Here is an 18,848-nt window from a genome sequence, read left to right on the forward strand (position 1 = left end):
CTTTTCACCTCCTTGTTAGTGTCACATATTACCTCTTAAACCTATATATATCAACGATTTAAGGGCATAATCTCCGCTAAAAACGGGGAGAAAGTTTTGCGATTTAGTTCTGTTATTTTATTAAATTCCAAAGAAGTAATAAGCCCTTTTTCCAGCAAAGTTTTCAATAATCTTTCTGCTCTAAAATAATCAAATTCTCTTTGCAATTGTTCTGTTGTAATTTCCCTTGTAGGAGTTGAATTTTTTATATGTTCCTCTAAAATTTTTGTTACCTTCATAAATCAAACCTCCATTTCTGCAAATATGACTTGCACCTATATGCAAAAAACCGAGGATAATCGAACCCTTAAAAGTATAAAAAATTTCAGTACAAATAAAAAAAGCCTGCAAGAGTGATTAAACTCCTACAGGCAATTCCTTATTCATTATTTATAAAATTTCTACTTAATTATATATCATTATGCAGGCATCAAAGCCTGCTGCCTTTAACTTTTTCAGTTGAACTTCAGCATTTTCTCTTGATGAGAAAGAGCCTGACATAATTCTGTAAACAGTTTTTTGGGTGGATATCTGCTTTGTCGGTATTTTTTCTGTATGACTGATCCCTAACTGGGATAATATAGCTTTGACTATCGCCCTTATTATTTCATTTCTCTTTGCATCAAACAGATTATTATCTGCACTGTTGTCAATAAAACCAACCTCAATTAAAACTGCAGGTGCCTTGGTCTCCCTGAGAACATGGAAGTTCGCAGTTTTAACTCCCCTGTTTGTAAAACCTAAAGCTGCAAGAGATGTCTGTATGCTCTGTGCCAGAGTTTTAGCCTTTGTTCCTGTGTTTAGATAAGTATAAGTTTCCACTCCTCTGGCTTTTTCAGGCTGGTATGCATTCCTGTGAAAAGATATGAAATAATCATAAATACCTCTGTTTTCAAAGCTGCTCCTCTCTCCAAGACTTACCGTCACATCTGAAGTTCTTGTTTCATGGACAGTTACTCCGTATTTTCTGACTTCTACCGCTGCAGCTTTTCCTATACTCAATACATCATCACTTTCTTTCCTGCCTTTGTAGCAGGCACCGCTGTCCGAACCGCCGTGTCCATAATCAAAACATAATCTTGCCATTATTTATCTCTCCTCTCATTTATCTGTTCTAAAATATTCTTCAGTTTTTCAGGTACAGGAAGTCCAACCTTAGCTGAATTTTCCATTATACTGATACCTTCATTGGAAATGTAGAAAAAAATAACAGCAGTGCGTATTGCACTACCGTTTTTAACCAAATGCACATCTATTATATTCCCTATTCCCACGAGTACAAATATAAGTATCTTTTTAAATATTCCCCTGAAGCCAATTTCACTTGAAAGCTTTTTCTCAAGGACTGCTGACATAAGTCCTGTGATGTAATCGACTGCCACAAAAGTAACCAGTGCATACAAAAAGCCATCGAAGCCTCCCAGGAACCACCCGGTATATGCTCCAATGACCGCAAATATTAATTGAAAACTGTTAATTAAATTTTTCACTTTATCTCCTCCATATATTATTAATGCTGCGGCATATCCAGCGGATATACATAGTCACAGGTAAAATCATATTGTATTTTCATGGTATTTGTAGGGGTTTTGGTTATTGCCTCCGGAAGAAGCGTATGTGCTGAAGCCGGGACAATATACTGCTGTTTTAACTCTCCATAACTATCACCGCTGAATGTGAACAATCTTGAGGTATCTTCATCCCAGACAATACTATCGTAATCAGTAGATGTAAAATCTGAAGTGCCGTAAATACTCATATCGCTGTTAAGCTGCAGGCAGGCACCATAATCTATTATCACCCACAATTTATTGTTGGGTATTTTAGTCAGAGTAATTTCATTGTAATTTCTAGAATATATTTGAGTTTTATCAGAAAAAGTACCGTCTTTATTATACTTCGCTATACAACTTTTGTATTTGGAAATTGATCCGGAAGAATCTATACATCCGTTATAAGTTATATACACATTGGCGGGATTTACTGCAATATCATAATAATGCACACCTGATACAAGTTCACCTGGAATTGCAGCACTTTTAGGATATGATTCTACTACAGTAAAATTTTTATCCAGCTTTTTAAAAGAACCGTCACTTATAAGTATCCAGAAATTTGTACCGTCATAAGCTATGGCCTTGGCAGCTGCAGGAAGCGCTGCATCACTTTTCTTTTCACCTGTAATCTTATCATATACATGCAGTGTTTCTGAATTAATTTCCAATGCATAAAGATTTGTTTCATCTGTGCATAAGTTATAATCAGGCAGATAATTTCCACTGCTGCCTTCTTCTAAAGTTTTCCTGGCATACAGCGGATTTATCCTGGGAACTTGAGCACTGCTCCCGACTCCTGCACCGCCTGTCCAGTATATGCTTTTAAAAGTTCCGTTGGCCGCATTTGTCGGAAAATCCATGACATAGTGTTTTGTGTTTCCATTTCTTGTCGTTTCAGCACTATTTACATTGCCCTTCAAGCTGTCACTGCTGCTGTACTTATATAGGCTGTCAGCATAACCTACAATACTCCCCCAGGTAAAATAATCATACGGATCTTCTGGAATATCTCCCGTAGTAAGAACCATTATCCTGAACGGATAAGTTGTATATATTCGGGTGAGCAAATTATCCTGATCATTATCCAGCATAGGATAATAGAAACCGTCAAGATAAGCTATACTGCCAAATACGGCAGATATTCTGTTTTCACTTTCAGCTTCATAAATCTGTTTTCCTGTAAGTGAATCATATAACTTGACCGTAGCTGTACCTGTGAAAGGCATTATCAGTTTTTTCTTCAACACTTCTATTTTAGTTCCCTTTATTAGATCTTTGCTGTAAGCTAAACTTTGTTTGTATGGCATAGGATTCCTTCTCTCTAAAATTTTGAATATAAAATAGAATTACAAAAATTTTGAATATTATAAAGCATTTTTTTAAAAATAAATTGGCTCTTGGCACCATCCTAAAAATTTCCCTATTCCTTGATTAAATTTATTATTTGTTTGTTGTAACACTTCCAGCTCCTTAGTTGACAAAATTTTAAGGTATTCTTTCCAATCTATAAGTGCCAGTACGTTATTTATTATTTCTGTAACTACATTTAATAGATTGGAAACAAAGGTATGAGCTTCAATATAGTATAAATTCCCATCACACCACATAATGCCAAATTCTTTTAAATCACCTTTCGAAAATACTTTAATGCAATCTACAACTTTCTTCGGAATTCTATACAAATTTTTTTCGTATCCAGAACTTTTTTCTAAATAATGTATTCCTTTCATAAATTCTCTATGCTGTAATGTATCTCTAAGAGGATATACCATCTTAATTTTATTTTGTATAATATTATTAGTAAGATATTCGTATAACTTGATATTTTTTATATGCAATTTATTATAAAATTTAGTTGAAGTCTTTTTTGATGGTATTTTAAGCCCAACTTCCATGTTACTCAATTTTAATGAGTATAGTTTTGTTATTATCCAAGCAACATCATCAAATACACCCGTTATAAGCATAATTAAATAACCTAAATGATAAACAGTGTTATCTTGAGTATCATTATTGGCATACTTTAAATCATAAAAACTAACTTTATCCGCAGCTCTGCAGATCATCTCTAATCGTAACGATAAGCTATCAAATTGATTGAATACATCTTCCGATATATTTTTACCATGCAATGATACAACATTTGACCAAGAATATTGATAATTAAAAAATAATTTTTTAAACCTATATAAATAATAGTAGCCCTCATTTACTTTATAATAAGGATTAACATAAAAATATCCCAGATTTACTAATAATATTCTTACCAGATCAATGGCATTTATAGAATCTACATCCTTACTTTTTCTGTATTTACTTTTAAAAAAATTATCGTTTTCACTTACAACAAAATAATCAAAATAATTATTTCGAGCAGTGAATAAGTCAATTTTATTTACACTACTTCCCTCTACCAAGTTATTTTTATACTTATCTAAGTCTTTACCCATTAAAACTACATTTTCAAAAGTTCGTGATTTTATTGTAATAAAATCTTTACATTGCTTATATTCTGTTATCTCGACGCCTTTTTGTTCCAAAATTTTTATTACATCATTACTATCTGTTGGTGTAAATATTATATTTAAAAATTTAAACTGGCTTAAATCTATAAGAGAATTTATTGTTAACTCTTCATCTATAATTGCCTGATGAAAACTCTCAGTGTGAATTAATAACTTTATTAGAGGAATGTCATTTTTTTCTCTATCAAATGGAGTCTTTTTATTAATTATAATGTTTTTCACCCTTTCATTGAATACTTAAAACACATGCTTTTCTTACCAGTACTAATTGTATATCACAAATACAATTATATTTTCAGAAAACCTCATATTAACATTTATTATATCATGTCTCCTAGATACTATTTTAAAATTCATATATTTTCCTATATTACATTATAATTAATCCTCAATTCTTTCAATTTCAAAATATCCGTACTTGAACTAACTTCCATATACCATGCAAATCTTATTTTTTTATCCGAAAATCCAAGGGAGGTCCATTGTGCTTCAGTAATTCCCTGAAGCTCCGCAGCAGACATCCCTTTACTTTTTACATCCTGCATATTTGTTATATCCACCAATATCCATGAACTGCCATTCCATGCTTTCCATGAAACTCCGCTGTCTGTGCTTACTATAAAAGCTATGATTCCACTGCCAATGCTGTCCATGGTCAATACAACATTTGCGATATCCTGTATATAGGCTTCACTAAATGAAACGTCCTCCAGCATTCTTACTATTATAGGTTTAGGAACAATTGTCTGGGTTATTTTTGGCGCAGGCAGTTCTTCTGAAGGTGACCATATTTTTAAGACCGGAGATGAAGATACAAGTCCTGTTCTTTCTTTGTGGCAGATATCATCACCATAGGTTTGAAATTTTTCTGCTGTCAGCGGCAGTTCTGAAATTTTGACATAGCTTTCGCTTACAGTATCCCAGTGTTTGATATCACTTCCGTCAGCTATAAGATATTTTATATCGGTCTGAATATAGGAACCTTCCTTGACAGTATACGCTTTTCCCTGTTCCTGTCCGGGAATAAAAGCATAGGATTTGCTGTTTTCAAGAGTTAAGGCAGTAGTTCCAAGTACAGGATTTGCAAAGGAGTTCGTACCTGTATTAGGTATTTTGTCAATGACAAGCACCATAAACAGTATAAGCTCCCACACAAGATCAAGAGTTCCCCAGCTGCTGTAGCTCTGATGTCCTTCCCATCTTATTCTGAATGTTGGTCTGCAATTCACTGTTTCTTTTGCATAGTAGATATTATCCGCCCCGGCATCTCTCCTGTTTATTTTAAGCTGTTCAGCTGCACCGGTGAAACCAACCCAGGAATTTCCGCTTACGCTGATTGCAGTTCTGCAGTTTGTTCCATTATAGAAAAAATCGAAACCAATGTCCGGGAAACTAACTGTGCTGTCATCATTATGAGAACTCAACAAAGTCATGCCGCTGTTTCCCTTTGGAGAAATCACAGCTGCAGTATATATGCCCAATTATTCCACCTCCAGTTTTTCAATGCCTGCAAAATTACCGCTGTCCAGAAGTTCAAAGCTGTACATTTTACCTGAATCTACAGACTCACTTGCTGCCGTTCCCTCGTAAATTGTCCTGAAGCAGAGTCCATCACTGTCCAGTATTAATACATCTTCATCTATTGAATACCTGTACTTGTACTGTGGGGTGAAATACAGGATATCCCCGTATTTTTTAATTGAAACAGCATAGTTTGTGTTCATATTTTTGCCGTTTATAATTGCTGATATATCTGCTGTTTCATGAATTCCGACTGTCTGGGTAAGAGGATTCTGAAATTCCGTTCCCATATAGTTACTTTTCACTTTGCTTAAATACAAGCTGTTTATATTCACAAGTTTCTGACTCTCAAGACATTCTGCATGCGGGTGTTGGGCACTTAATCCGCCCTGGAGATTTCTTCCGTCAATCATACACTGAAGATTGAACATCGGTATATTTATCGTACCTGTATCCACCTTTAAAAACACAGCTATATAATGTGCTCCCTGCTGAACCTGAGGTATTCCAAGAGGCATACCTACAACATTATCCCCCTGCTGCAATTTCTGCTTAGGTGTAAATACAATATCCACATTGTCCAGCTGAATCTGAATTGTTATTGTACATGAACTTTCTGCTGTGCAGTACATGCTGAAATTTATTGAAAGGTTTGTATCCGCCGCTGCTGTTATCCCGAGATAAACCGGCTCAACGGGCGACGTACCTACAGTCAGCGGCACAGGATTGGCATAATAAAGCATTGAGCTGAAAGATGCGGCCACCTTATTTCCCAGTTCATCCAGGGTTGTTTTAATATTTGCCGTATCAAGCTTGTTAAATATGCTGTCCCTGGGCTGTCCGAGTTCAACTTCAGCATTTACACCAGTTAAGACATCCTTCTTTATTTTAATTACAGGTACTTTCACATCAATGCCAAAGTCTTTATGTCTTACTATAACCAGATCTCCTACATTTACTGTCTGGAGGTGTCTATAATTTTCATACTCCTTTGTCCTGCTAAGTTCAACAAAATCCACATCAATGTTCACCCTGCTTAAGCCTGTTACCTCTGCTGCCTCCTGAGCCAATGATCTTAATGTGACCTCATCTTCCGCATCTTTGAATTCCACCTTTTTTATTATGGGAAAAGGCGGATAAGCATCACTGTTCCAGTTGGGGACGCTTATATATTTTTCAGTAAGCTTTACACCATTTTTACCTACGGGGTAGAGTTTTGTCACAACACTTGTCGTGTCTATATTGAATTTCAATCCTGTTATATTCTTACCCTGGGCAATCAATACTCCTGCATCACTACCTATAGTTTTTAATATCTTGATATCAAAGTTGTCTCTTTTAAGTTCTCCGCATCCCCATATAGCAATTATTGAAAATATGGCTTCCACAGGATTTTTCTCTGTAATACTGATGGAGTTTGAAGTTATAATATCACTGTCTGCAGAATATATAGTTATCAGGTCTCCTACAAGGGACTTCTGTAGAGCTGTCTTAACACTGCAGTTTTCAGCCTGCATATTTTCTATGAAGTAATACAGAAGATCATAAAATATGTGTTTTGACCATACCTTGATAATATTTTTAACCTCACTGCTTTTTTCCACTTTATATATCCTGAAAAGCTGCCCTTCTGCTTTAATGATATTCCACTCTGTAAGATATTTTGCCTTTTTAGAATTTGCATAATACTCAAGTTCCAGAGAATAATCACCGTTTAATTCTTCAGTTATATAACAGCTTACAGCGTCACTTAATACCCCAAGACCGCTGTTGTCAAAGTTTCCTTTGGCAGTCTTTTTATCATAAACACACATCATTTTATCAACTCAAATCATCTTAATTTCGGATAATAAAAAAATCAGCTTACTATAACTATAATAAGCCGATTTAATGCGAAAATCCTACTTTAATACTTTCCTTATCAGTTCAATTTCATCAATATCTAAATCTGTCAGTTCTTTTATTGTTTTGTTGTCCATACCTTTTTTAATTGCTCTTTTGACTATCTCTATAGTTTTTTCTTTTTTTCCTTCATCTTTTCCTTCATCTATTAAGCTTCTACCGAGTTCAGTCATCTTCAATTTCTCCCGCTGATTTTAAAACCTCATTATACAACTTTACCGACATTCTAAAACCATTCTCTATTAATACATCTAAATATTCCTTTACACTATCAATCTTCTTATACTCTTTTGCCAACAATAATATACCCATAAGTCCAATTGATCTCAATAATACCGTTTCTGCAAAATGTCTGGCTGATCTATCATCTATTACCACTCTTTTTATTTTTAATTCTTTTGCTGCAACCATTACTTCAAGTTCGCCTCTATGAAGTCTTCCATATAATTGTTCTACCAAAAGTTTGTTTTTTACACTATATATTTTTATATAACCATTCTTCACAGCTTGAATTAATTCTTCTGTTCCTATATTTTTAATCTTTTCAGCTGCTGTTATCTCTCTATAAACCTCATCTGTAATATAAACCTCATCAAAAATTTCCCACAACAGATCTAATTTTTTAATGCTGCTCAATCCTATAATGGGACTTGAATTACATATAGCTTTAATCATTCCTGCTTTCTCCCAATTCATCTTTAAAGTCTTTTACTGCAATTTCATCCATGTGGAACTCATCTTCCGTATATTCATTCCAGGGTATATTTTTATTTTTAAGCAAAGTCATAAAATCGGAAAGTCCCATTTCTGCTATTTCCGCTGCCCGTGCTAAAGACACTGATCTACTGGTAAATAATGCAATTGCTATAGATATTTTTATATTGTCATTTAAAGATCTTGAAAGCCCTAAATCTTCTATAAGAGGTATTAAGTCATTAGATATATTTAAATCAACCTTTACTTTTTCGGCACTCATTTATTTCACACCCTTAATCATCATTTATTATAATTATACCCTATAATATAGATAAATTAAATTATCTGCCGTATTTTTTATTTATATCATTAAAACCACCGTCAGTTTGGCAAAATTTCAGATTTAACAACATCTCCTATTATATTTTCCCCCGGTTTCAGTTTTGGAAACTCTCTTTTCATTTTATCGTTCAGATCATTTTTTGTTTAAATTTTATGACTTTTTAACATCCTTATTATTCAATATACTAACCTCTTAAAAAATTTTATTTGGTAAACTTTTACGCCTTTCTGGACACATTTTATATATCTTAGTCCTCTACTCATCTATTTTGACACAATTCGACAATACATTCTGTATGCGAAGTCTGCGGGAACATGTCCACTGGCTGCACTTTTTCTGCCGCATAGCCCAGATCACGCAGGACTGCCAGATCTCTGGCCAGGGTGGCGGGATCGCAGGACACATAGACTATGGTCCTTGGGGACATGTCGGCGATGGAATGGAGAAGGGCTGCGGCACAGCCTTTTCTGGGGGGATCCACCACTACCGCGTCAGCCCTTGTTCCCTGCTCTATGAGCCGGGGGATGACCTCCTCGGATTTGCCTGTTATGAACTCCACATTGTGGATATTGTTTTCTGCTGCATTTATTCTGGCATTTTTCACAGCTGCTTCTATTATCTCCACACCGTAGACCTTTTTTGCCTTTTGTGAGAGAAAAAGTGAAATGGTACCGGTGCCGCAGTAGGCATCAAACACAATTTCATTTCCCGTAAGACCGGCATATTCCAGTGCCTTGTGGTAGAGAATCCGTGTCTGGATTGGATTTACCTGAAAAAAGGACAGGGGGGATATGTTGAACTTGAAATTGTCTATATAGTCGCTTATACTGTCTTTTCCCCACAGGGTTACAGATTTTTGTCCCAGTACTACATTGGTTTTGCTGCCATTTATGTTCTGGATTATACTTACTATATGAGGTATATTTCCAGTTAAAATTTTTATGAATTCATCCCTGGCTGGAAGTTCAGCGCCGGAAGTTACGATTACCACCATTATTTCACCTGTGGTGAAAGCTTTTCTCAGCATTATGTGTCTTATAATTCCTCTTCCGGTTTTTTCATCATAAACGGGTATGCTGTATTTTTCAATCCATTCCCTGATAAATTTCACTGTTTCATCCGCAGACTCATCCTGTATGAGACAGCTGTCCATATCTATTATGTCATGACTTCTGCTGGCATAAAATCCAATTTTCAATCTAGAATTGAACCTGCCCACGGGAAGCTGCACTTTATTTCTATATCTATAGGGGTTTTTCATACCTATAGTATCGTATAATTTCAATGTACCTTCCGTGGAAATTGTCCGTGAGTTTAAAATATTCCCTGATGAACCTTCAAGGTTTTTTTCAGAGCTTATATTTCTAAATTTCGAATCTGCACTGCGGGAGCCTTCACCGGATTCAATCACCTGGAATTTACCTATTCTCTCAAGGCAGTCCTTCACCCTGTTTTTCTTGAAATCCAGCTGTGCTCTATAGGACATGTGCTGCAGCTGACAGCCGCCGCATCTTCTGTATATGGGACAGGGCGGATTAACTCTCTCCGGGGATGACTCAATGATATGCAGCAATTTTCCGAAGGCAAAGTTCTTGTTTACCTTTACCACCTTCATTGTTACTTTTTCTCCCTGCAGAGCACCAGATACAAAAACAGTGAATCCATTTATTTTTCCAATTCCCTCTCCCTGGTATCCCATGCCATCTATTTTAAGTGTGTATTCCATATTTTTTTCTACTCTTTTATCCATAACTTTTCACCTACTAAAAAACTTTAATTGTCTGGTTATATTATCAAGTGATTCCTCAAGATATATTCTATCAAAAAAAATGCACCTGCAGTAGGTGCAAAAATATAGAATCAGTTGTCTTACTTTCCATCATACAATTCTAACCATATATTTATTTATTATACATCAAATCCATGATCATTTCCAATTTTTCAAGCAAAAAATAAAAAATAATTTTAAAATAAATTTTAAAAAAACTGTTGACTATATTTCAGTTCATGATATAATATTATTAAAGAATAATTATTACTTGATATTATTAATCAGAAAACAACTTATAGTATTAACATATATATTAAAATCAAATCGGGAGGGATTTATTATGAAAAACAATAAAAAATTTGAAAAGAAAGTACAGGAAGATGTAATAAATGAAAGAGTGATATTTGCAGCAGATGAAGATGAAGTGGTATTGAACTGCGAAGGAGAACCCTGCAACTTTTCTTACAACAAAAATCTATAGGATACACTAAATGAATTTGACATATATTAATTTTAAAGCAGCCCAGAGGCTGCTCTTTTTTTATCCGGACACTGCCGCTTTATTATAAAGTTCAAATAATAAATATTAAATATCAAATAATGAGGATTTTCGTTTCTACCGAAAATCCTCATTATTTGATATTTGAAATCTGATATTTGATATTTACATTATATTGGCTCTGCCGTTATATACAATGCCCCTTATTACATCCATGGTTACAAAAGTACCTGTCTTCAGCACTTTAGTTGCTCCCCCAGCACTGCAGATTATAGGTATTTCCCTACTTATACACTCAATGGCAAGATGTGATGTCAGTCCGCCTTTCTCCGCTATTACTCCGGCAACTCTGTCCAGTACATTCATATAGCCTCTATCCAGATTCTTGATCACCAGGATATCATCTCTTTCAACAATTTCATCTGCCTCTTTAGGACTGTTTACTATTTTTACATTTCCATATCCCGGTCTGATTCCGGAGCCTCTGCCCTGAACCAGTATGTCGCCTACTATATGCACCTTCAGCATGTTGGTAGTTCCCGAATAACTTACAGGTATTCCTGCAGCTATAATCACCAGATCACCCTTTTGTACATAGCCGCTTTTTAAAGATATTGCCACGGAATTTTCTATGAGTTCATCTGTTGAATCAACCTTATTCGTAAGTATGGGATATACTCCCCAGTTTAGAGCCAGGCTCCTTGCAACTCTGTGACTTGGTGTTACGGCTATGATGTGGCATTGTGGTCTATATTTTGAGACCATTCTTGCGGTATGTCCGCTTTGAGTTGCAGTGATTATGGCTGACGCCTTCAATTCCGAAGCAGTAGTACAAGTTGCCAGGCTTATGGCATTGGGAACATTTTGTACATGAGCTTCTCTTTTTTTCTCCAGCAAAGCATCATAATCAATCTTCTCTTCTGCAGTCTGAGCTATTTTTGCCATAGTCCGTGCAGCTTCCACAGGATATTTTCCATTGGCTGACTCCCCGCTTAACATTATGGCATCCGTTCCGTCAAATATGGCATTGGCTATATCGGATGCTTCTGCTCTTGTAGGCCTTGGATTTCTTATCATGGAATCCAACATCTGGGTAGCAGTTATGACAGGTTTCCCAACTCTGTTGCATTTTTCTATTATCAATTTTTGGATCAGAGGAACCTGTTCTATGGGAATTTCCACTCCCATATCCCCTCTTGCCACCATTATCCCATCTGAAAACTTTATTATTTCATCTATATTATCAACGCCCTCACGGCTTTCAATCTTGGAGAATATCTGTACATCTTGTCCTCCATTTGCTTCAAGTACTTTTCTTATAGTTAAAACGTCAGAAGCCTTCCTTATAAAAGATGCCGCCACCATGTCTATTTCCATTTTACATCCAAACTTTAAATCCTCTTCGTCTTTTTCCGTAATGGCCGGAAGTGATATGGAGACTCCCGGTGCATTTACTCCCTTGTGATTGCTGATAGTTCCACTGTTTTCCACTATGCAGTTTATCCTGTTTCCATCAACGCTTTCAACTTTTAGATCAACCAGTCCGTCGTCAATCAATATATGGTTGCCCTTTTTAACATCTTCACACAATCCCTCATAGGTTATAGAACACTTGTGGCTGTCTCCAAGCACATCTTCCCCGCAGTAAATGGTGAACTTGTCGTTTTCCCTTAGTTCCACCTCTTCTTCTTTGAAATTTCCCGTTCTTATTTCAGGTCCCTTGGTATCCAGCATAATTGCTATTGGCCTGTTGTACTTTTTCCTCAATTTCTTTACAGTATTTATCCTCTCTTCATGTTCAGCATAATCCCCATGTGAAAAATTGTGTCTTGACACATTCATGCCGGCTTCAATAAGCTTTGATAAAACTTCCTCTGAGCCGCTTGCAGGCCCAATGGTAAAAATCATCTTAGTTTTTTGCATATTTTACAATCCTCCTCAATCACTTCATTTTTAAATACTGCTAGGCCAAAGCATTTGCTATCCTGTACAATTTATCGTCAAAATGTCTTGGTACATTTAAAGCTTCATCTATATCCAAATCAATAATTTTTCCATCCTTGATTCCAACCACTCTGGAGGAATCCCCATTTTCCAGCAGTTCTACCGCCCTGTAACCAAATCTGGAGGCCAATATTCTATCCATACAGCTGGGACTTCCCCCTCTTTGGATATGTCCCAGTTTTGTAGCTCTGGCCTCTATCCCCGTAATATCCTGTATTTTTCGTGCAAGGGCTTCAGCACCCCCAATGCCTTCTGCCAGAACTATCAAATTATGCAATTTACCTTTATTTTTTGCTTTCAGCACATCTCCACATAATTTGTCCCGATCATACCCTATCTCAGGTAAGATTATATTTTCGGCTCCCCCTGCAAGTCCGGAATAAAGTGCTATATCCCCGCAGTTTCTTCCCATGACCTCAACAACACTTACCCGCTCGTGGGAAGTGGAGGTATCTCTCAATTTGTTTATGGCATCCAGTACCGTATTTACCGCTGTGTCAAATCCTATGGTGAAATCCGTATATGGCAGATCATTATCTATAGTTCCTGGAATTCCAATAGTGGCTACAGACATTTTAGATAATTCCCGGGCTCCTCTGAAGGAACCATCTCCTCCAATTACCACCAATCCTTCTACGCCGAATTTTTTCAGCATCTGAACTGCTTTTTTTCTTCCGCTTTCAGTTTTGAACTCTTCACTGCGGGCAGTCTTCAATATAGTTCCTCCCCTTTGTATAATATCTGCCACACTGCTTCTGTCCATGGATATTATCTCACCGTTTATAAGCCCGCTGTACCCTCTTTCTATTCCCATCACAGTAAAATTTTTATCCAGAGCTGTTCTCACTACTGCTCTTATGGCAGCATTCATCCCCGGAGCATCTCCCCCGCTTGTCAATACAGCTATTGTTTTCATATTAGTACCTCCCACGACCACCGGGACTATTAATGTCCCATATTGATCAAAACCAACATATTATAATTACAACTATGATTATAGCATAGAATTACATTTTTTTCAGTATCTTGCCATACTAATTTATAAACTAATTTTAAGATCAGGTGGAGTTCCAAAAAAACACTTTCCTCCACCTGAAAATTGAAAACTTGAAAAGAAAATTTTCTCTTTAGTATTTTGTTTATATTACAACTAAAATATACGGATTTTTAAATAATTTTTAAATTTTCTTCCCCGAATTTTCTTTTAAGAACAGCCATGAGCTCGGAACTAGGTTCCACCCACAATTCTCTGTCAAGTCTGAATTTTTTTCTCTCCACTTTTGTACATAAATATACGGGCATATTACCTTTATAGCTCGAAAATATGGATTTGATCTCAGATAAAATATTCTTTAAGCTATGTTGATTCTCAATTAAAATGTAGAGTTTGCCTATATCCACTCTCACCAGAGATTCCATATTTTCACAGAGAAGTTTGGGATCCTCCTCTTCCCTGACACTTACCCTTCCGCTTATTATAATCATGGAATCATCATAAATCAGATCCTTGAATTTCTGAAATACCGCTGGAAATATTATTATTTCCATAATTCCATACAGATCTTCTATCTTGGCAAAAGCCATCATATCATTATTTTTGGTTATCTTCCTGGATACTTCTGAAAGTATCCCTCCAATTATGACTCTATCTCCGTCTTTTACCCTGCTTTCCCCCACAAAACCTTCTTCCAGGGTTTTCGCACTGACTATGTCTGATATTCTGGTATCGGTTTGAAGTTTTAAGGTCTTGGCATATTCTTCAAGAGGGTGCCCTGAAAGATAGAGCCCTGTCATCTCTTTTTCCATAGCCAGCATGTCTTTTTTCTTGAACTCACCTATTTGGGGATACTGTATTTTTACACTATTCTCTTCAAGCTGGGAGAACAGGCTAACCTGGCCCTTTATATTTTTCTTTCTGGAATTTATGATACCGTCAATTACCTTCTCATGTACTGCCACCAGCTGGGATCTGTATACGTTGAAACAGTCAAAAGCACCTGCCTTGATAAGACTTTCCACCACTCTCTTATTTATGGAATTCACATCTATATTACTGCAGAAATCAACTAAATCCTTAAATTTACCATGGCGGTTTCTGGATTCAACTATGCTGTTTATTATGTTTTCACCCACATTTTTTACAGCAGACAGCCCGAACCTGATACTGTCGTTTTCCACTGTAAATTTAGCATAGCTTTCATTGATATCAGGGGGAAGTATTTTTATTTTTTGATTTTTTGCAAATCTTATATAATAGGCAACCTTTTCACTATCCCCTTTTACGCTGTTTAACATTGCTGCTGTATACTCTACCGGATAATAACACATCAAATATGCAGTTTGAAATGCCACCACTGCATAAGCTGCTGCATGAGATTTATTAAAAGCATAGGAGGCAAAATCAATCATGGAATCGAATATTTTATTGGCAATAGTTTCGGATATCCCATTTCTTATACATCCGGGAACTTGTATTTTCCCGTTTTCGTCCACTATTCCATATACGAAATTATGTCTTTCCTCTTCCATAACATGATGTTTCTTTTTGGACATAGCCCTCCTTACAAGATCACTTCTTCCCATAGAATATCCTGCCAGATCCCTCACAATCTGCATTACCTGCTCCTGGTACACCATGCATCCATAGGTAACAGAAAGAATATGCTGGAGCTGGGGAGTTATGTACTCAATTTTATCCGTGTTGTTCTTGTTCTTTATATATTTTGGTATTTCAGACATGGGACCTGGTCTGTAAAGACTTATTCCTGCTATTATGTCCTCCAGTGAATCTGGATTTAGTTCCTTCATGAAGGAAGTCATTCCAGGAGACTCAAGTTGAAATACTCCAGTGGTTTTCCCCTGCCCTATCATGGAATATATGGCCTCATCATCATAATCTATACTGTCCAGATCAATTTCCCTGCCTTTGTCTTTTTTTACCATATCCACCGTATCCCTGAGTACAGTCAAAGTACGGAGTCCCAGAAAATCCATCTTTAAAAGTCCAAGCTCCTCCAGGGTGTTCATGGTGAATTGAGTCACTACATTATCTTCATTTTTTTGGAGGGGCACGTAGCTCACAAGGGGCTTTGACGCTATTACCACTCCCGCAGCATGGGTGGAAGTGTGCCTTGGAAGCCCTTCAAGAGACCTTGCCACATCTATGAGTTCCTTAGTCCTCGGCTCAGCTTCATAGGCTTCCTTGAATTCAGGATTCATCTCAAGAGCTTTATCTATAGTTATATTTAAAACTGAAGGAATCATTTTAGCTATTCTGTCCACTTCTCCATAGGAATAATTCATGGCTCTTCCCACATCTCTTATGACTGCCCTGGCTGCCATGGTTCCGAAGGTTATAATCTGTGACACATTGTGTTTCCCATATTTTCTGACCACATAATCTATAACCTCTCCACGTCTTTCATAGCAAAAGTCACTGTCAATATCCGGCATGGAAACCCTCTCCGGATTCAAAAAACGTTCAAAAATAAGATTGTATTTTATGGGATCTATCTTTGTAATTCCAAGGGTATAGGCAACTATGGAACCTGCTCCGCTTCCCCTGCCAGGACCCGTCATAATCTTGCTTTCCCGTGCAAATCTTATAAAATCCCAGACTATGAGAAAGTAATCCACATATCCCATGGACTTTATTACGCCAAGTTCATATTCAAGTCTGTCTTTTAATTTTTCAGTTATATTTTCATATCTTTTCTGAAGTCCGCTGTAACACAGATCTTTCAGATAGGTATAGGCATCTGTTCCCTCCGGGAGAGGAAATTTGGGGAGTTTTGACTTATGAAATTCATAGTCAAAATTACATTCTTCTGCTATCTTAACCGTATTTTCCAGTGCTTCAGGCACATTTGAAAACATCTTGTACATTTCTTCTGGAGATTTCAGATAAAATTCATCTGAAGGATATCTCATTCTGTCCTCTTCATCTACAGTTTTTCCCGTCTGTATACAGAGCAGTATATCATGAGCTCTGTAATCCTCTTTTCTTATATAATGGACATCATTGGTAGCCACCAGGGGAATATCAAGCTCTTTGGACATGGCCATCAGCTGATCATTGACTTTAAGCTGCTGCTCCATTCCATGATACTGAAGTTCAAGGTAAAAACCATCCTCGAATGTGTCTTTGTAAAACAGCGCTGCATTCCTGGCAGTATTTAGATCATCCTTTAATATATTTGCCTGCACCTCACCACCCAGGCAGGCACTTAAAGCTATGATACCGCTGCTGTGGGATTTCAAATAATCATGATCCACCCGTGGTTTATAATAGAATCCTTCAATTGAGGCAGTTGAAACTATCTCCATCAGGTTTTTATATCCCTCTTCATTTTTTACAAGAAGGACGAGATGATAGTTTTCATTTTTTCCATTATTCTGTTTTATATGCATATCTCCCTGTGACACGTATATCTCACAGCCTATTATGGGTTTAATCCCCTGAGCCCTGGCCTCCTTATAAAAATCCACACATCCATACATGACCCCGTGATCTGTTATAGCCATACTATCCATTCCCAATTCCCTGGCCCTTGCTATAAGCTCCGGAATCTTGGCTGAAGAGTCCAGAAGGGAGTATCCCGTATGCTGGTGCAGACTCACCCACTTACACTTTTTCTCCATAATCCATTACCTCCCTCTGCCTTCATGAGCAAATACCGACGGTCACCTTCTTATCATTCTTGCAGATAAAATGCATTTTCCGACTATATCCTTCTTCCCGTCAAACATATCTACTTCCACCTTGCAGTAATTTATACCCTCATCTATAATATTCACATATATATTAATATCACTGTCCATCTGCACTGGATTCATAAAATAGGTATTTATACTGTCCACCAATATATTGGCCTTGTTTTTCTGTCTCAAAATCATAATCGCCATAGTAGACAGAAGCATATTGAGTGTGCTCCAGGAAGCAGTTCCTATGGGATCCAGCATTTCAGGAGTTATCTTTCCCGTAAAATGAGCTACATCATCTTCAATATTGAACTCAAATTCCTTCAATATGGAATCTTCCAGCGTCTCACCGGCTTGTGGCTGTCTTGCCATGTACTGAAGTGCCTTTATTACATCTCTTCTGGTTATAACGCCCTTCAGTTTTTTACCTTTTACTACAGGGAAAAGTTCTATACCTTCCCATCCCATTATATGAGCTGCATAAGCTACTGTAGTTTTAGGCGTCACCGTGATGGGATCCTTGTGCATTACTTTACTCACCGGATCACTGTCTGTATGATGATTTGACAGATCCTTTAAAGATACAATCCCAACTACCTTTTTATCACTGTCCACTATGGGATATCTCTCATGCTTGACCTGCTGCATTATCTTTTTCCATTTCTCCACCGTGTCTGTAATTTCCAGGTAGCAGGGACTGTCTTCCATTATATCCTCTACCAGAATTATGTCCTTCTTTATTAGATTTTCAGAAATAGCCCTGTTTATCATACTTGCCACAGTGAAGGTGTCATAACTGCTGGATATTATGGGAAGGCACTTCTCATTGGCCAGCTCCTTTATTTCATTGCTGCATCCAAAGCCTCCGGTTATGAGAACTCCTGCATCATTTAAAAGTGCAAGCTTTTGTGCTTCTTCTCTGTTTCCTATTATAACCAGGCAGTCCTTTCTTATATACTGCTTCATGGCTTCTATTGTCATTGCGCCTATTATAAAACTATGAAGCATTTTATGTATTCCATTTTTACCGCCCAGCAGACTTCCATCCACCACGTTTATAACTTCACCATAGGTCAACGACTCAATATTTTTCTTTTCAACTTTTTCTATTCTAACCGTTCCAACCCTTGGAATAGTAGTAACTATACCCAAGGTGTCGGAATCTTTTATAGCCCTGTATGCCGTTCCATCGCTGACACCCAGTTCACTGGCTATGCTTCTCACTGAAATCTTGGTGCCAACTTCCAGTGAAAGTATATATTTTATTATATCCTCATGCTTAGACATATCT

Annotated in this window: 15 protein-coding genes and 1 pseudogene; 1 reads left to right on the forward strand and 15 read right to left on the reverse strand. The window is 36.9% G+C overall.

What is annotated here, in order from left to right:
• Nucleotides 1–50 precede the first annotated feature (50 nt).
• From CLLU_RS03220 to rlmD, 11 genes and pseudogenes are all read right to left on the reverse strand, one after another.
• Nucleotides 51–278: an SHOCT domain-containing protein gene (locus CLLU_RS03220; RefSeq protein WP_106008142.1), complete on the reverse strand. Its 228-nt coding sequence runs from the start codon at nucleotides 276–278 to the stop codon at nucleotides 51–53.
• Nucleotides 279–444: 166 nt separating this feature from the next.
• Nucleotides 445–1,125 (reverse strand): N-acetylmuramoyl-L-alanine amidase, encoded by a 681-nt coding sequence (locus CLLU_RS03225; RefSeq protein WP_106008143.1) that lies wholly within the window; start codon nucleotides 1,123–1,125, stop codon nucleotides 445–447.
• Nucleotides 1,125–1,529: a phage holin family protein gene (locus tag CLLU_RS03230; protein ID WP_017894918.1), complete on the reverse strand. Its 405-nt coding sequence runs from the start codon at nucleotides 1,527–1,529 to the stop codon at nucleotides 1,125–1,127. The genes CLLU_RS03225 and CLLU_RS03230 overlap by 1 nt, the downstream gene beginning before the upstream one ends.
• Before the next feature lie 20 nt (nucleotides 1,530–1,549).
• The gene (locus tag CLLU_RS03235; protein WP_106008144.1) at nucleotides 1,550–2,902 is read right to left on the reverse strand and encodes a hypothetical protein; all 1,353 of its coding nucleotides are present in this window, start codon (nucleotides 2,900–2,902) and stop codon (nucleotides 1,550–1,552) included.
• 72 nt (nucleotides 2,903–2,974) lie between these two features.
• Nucleotides 2,975–4,342 (reverse strand): hypothetical protein, encoded by a 1,368-nt coding sequence (locus tag CLLU_RS03240; RefSeq protein WP_106008145.1) that lies wholly within the window; start codon nucleotides 4,340–4,342, stop codon nucleotides 2,975–2,977.
• Nucleotides 4,343–4,485: 143 nt separating this feature from the next.
• A complete protein-coding gene (locus CLLU_RS03245) occupies nucleotides 4,486–5,601 on the reverse strand; it encodes a hypothetical protein (protein ID WP_106008146.1) in 1,116 nt (371 codons plus the stop codon).
• Complete coding sequence (locus CLLU_RS03250) at nucleotides 5,602–7,458, reverse strand: phage tail spike protein (RefSeq protein WP_106008147.1); 1,857 nt, start codon at nucleotides 7,456–7,458, stop codon at nucleotides 5,602–5,604. It abuts the gene before it with no gap.
• 84 nt (nucleotides 7,459–7,542) lie between these two features.
• Nucleotides 7,543–7,731: pseudogene (locus CLLU_RS19505) on the reverse strand (hypothetical protein); the annotation flags it as partial.
• Nucleotides 7,709–8,239 (reverse strand): PIN domain-containing protein, encoded by a 531-nt coding sequence (locus CLLU_RS19510; protein ID WP_420866702.1) that lies wholly within the window; start codon nucleotides 8,237–8,239, stop codon nucleotides 7,709–7,711. The gene CLLU_RS19510 and the pseudogene CLLU_RS19505, both read right to left, overlap by 23 nt.
• Complete coding sequence (locus CLLU_RS03265) at nucleotides 8,211–8,519, reverse strand: UPF0175 family protein (protein WP_106008149.1); 309 nt, start codon at nucleotides 8,517–8,519, stop codon at nucleotides 8,211–8,213. Before CLLU_RS03265 ends, CLLU_RS19510 begins: the two co-directional genes overlap by 29 nt.
• Before the next feature lie 322 nt (nucleotides 8,520–8,841).
• On the reverse strand, nucleotides 8,842–10,332 hold the full coding sequence (gene rlmD, locus CLLU_RS03270) for a 23S rRNA (uracil(1939)-C(5))-methyltransferase RlmD (RefSeq protein WP_106008150.1): 1,491 nt from the start codon (nucleotides 10,330–10,332) through the stop codon (nucleotides 8,842–8,844).
• Between the two features lie 361 nt (nucleotides 10,333–10,693).
• Between rlmD and CLLU_RS18830 the strand changes: the two genes are divergently transcribed.
• Entirely contained in the window at nucleotides 10,694–10,834 is a 141-nt protein-coding gene (locus CLLU_RS18830; protein WP_170065724.1) for a hypothetical protein, read from the forward strand.
• Nucleotides 10,835–11,017: 183 nt separating this feature from the next.
• Here CLLU_RS18830 and pyk read toward each other — a convergent pair whose 3' ends face one another.
• From pyk to CLLU_RS03290, 4 genes are all read right to left on the reverse strand, one after another.
• On the reverse strand, nucleotides 11,018–12,775 hold the full coding sequence (gene pyk / locus CLLU_RS03275) for a pyruvate kinase (protein WP_106008151.1): 1,758 nt from the start codon (nucleotides 12,773–12,775) through the stop codon (nucleotides 11,018–11,020).
• Nucleotides 12,776–12,815: 40 nt separating this feature from the next.
• Nucleotides 12,816–13,772: a 6-phosphofructokinase gene (gene pfkA / locus CLLU_RS03280; RefSeq protein WP_106008152.1), complete on the reverse strand. Its 957-nt coding sequence runs from the start codon at nucleotides 13,770–13,772 to the stop codon at nucleotides 12,816–12,818.
• Nucleotides 13,773–14,023: 251 nt separating this feature from the next.
• Nucleotides 14,024–17,497, reverse strand: a complete 3,474-nt coding sequence (locus tag CLLU_RS03285) for a DNA polymerase III subunit alpha (RefSeq protein WP_170065725.1) — start codon at nucleotides 17,495–17,497, stop codon at nucleotides 14,024–14,026.
• 42 nt (nucleotides 17,498–17,539) lie between these two features.
• Nucleotides 17,540–18,844, reverse strand: coding sequence for a DRTGG domain-containing protein (locus CLLU_RS03290; protein WP_106008154.1), 1,305 nt, complete (start codon nucleotides 18,842–18,844; stop codon nucleotides 17,540–17,542).
• Nucleotides 18,845–18,848 lie beyond the last annotated feature (4 nt).

The organism is Clostridium luticellarii (assembly GCF_002995845.1).
Classification (GTDB): domain Bacteria; phylum Bacillota; class Clostridia; order Clostridiales; family Clostridiaceae; genus Clostridium_B; species Clostridium_B luticellarii.

Coding starts and splice junctions, on each gene's coding strand:
- pyk (WP_106008151.1), bottom strand. CDS start 12,775: ATGCAAAAAACTAAGATGATTTTTACCATTGGGCCTGCAAGCGGCTCA.
- CLLU_RS03285 (WP_170065725.1), bottom strand. CDS start 17,497: ATGGAGAAAAAGTGTAAGTGGGTGAGTCTGCACCAGCATACGGGATAC.
- CLLU_RS03225 (WP_106008143.1), bottom strand. CDS start 1,125: ATGGCAAGATTATGTTTTGATTATGGACACGGCGGTTCGGACAGCGGT.
- CLLU_RS03265 (WP_106008149.1), bottom strand. CDS start 8,519: ATGAGTGCCGAAAAAGTAAAGGTTGATTTAAATATATCTAATGACTTA.
- CLLU_RS19510 (WP_420866702.1), bottom strand. CDS start 8,239: ATGAATTGGGAGAAAGCAGGAATGATTAAAGCTATATGTAATTCAAGT.
- CLLU_RS03290 (WP_106008154.1), bottom strand. CDS start 18,844: ATGTCTAAGCATGAGGATATAATAAAATATATACTTTCACTGGAAGTT.
- CLLU_RS03250 (WP_106008147.1), bottom strand. CDS start 7,458: ATGATGTGTGTTTATGATAAAAAGACTGCCAAAGGAAACTTTGACAAC.
- CLLU_RS18830 (WP_170065724.1), top strand. CDS start 10,694: ATGAAAAACAATAAAAAATTTGAAAAGAAAGTACAGGAAGATGTAATA.
- CLLU_RS03235 (WP_106008144.1), bottom strand. CDS start 2,902: ATGCCATACAAACAAAGTTTAGCTTACAGCAAAGATCTAATAAAGGGA.
- CLLU_RS03220 (WP_106008142.1), bottom strand. CDS start 278: ATGAAGGTAACAAAAATTTTAGAGGAACATATAAAAAATTCAACTCCT.
- rlmD (WP_106008150.1), bottom strand. CDS start 10,332: ATGGATAAAAGAGTAGAAAAAAATATGGAATACACACTTAAAATAGAT.
- pfkA (WP_106008152.1), bottom strand. CDS start 13,772: ATGAAAACAATAGCTGTATTGACAAGCGGGGGAGATGCTCCGGGGATG.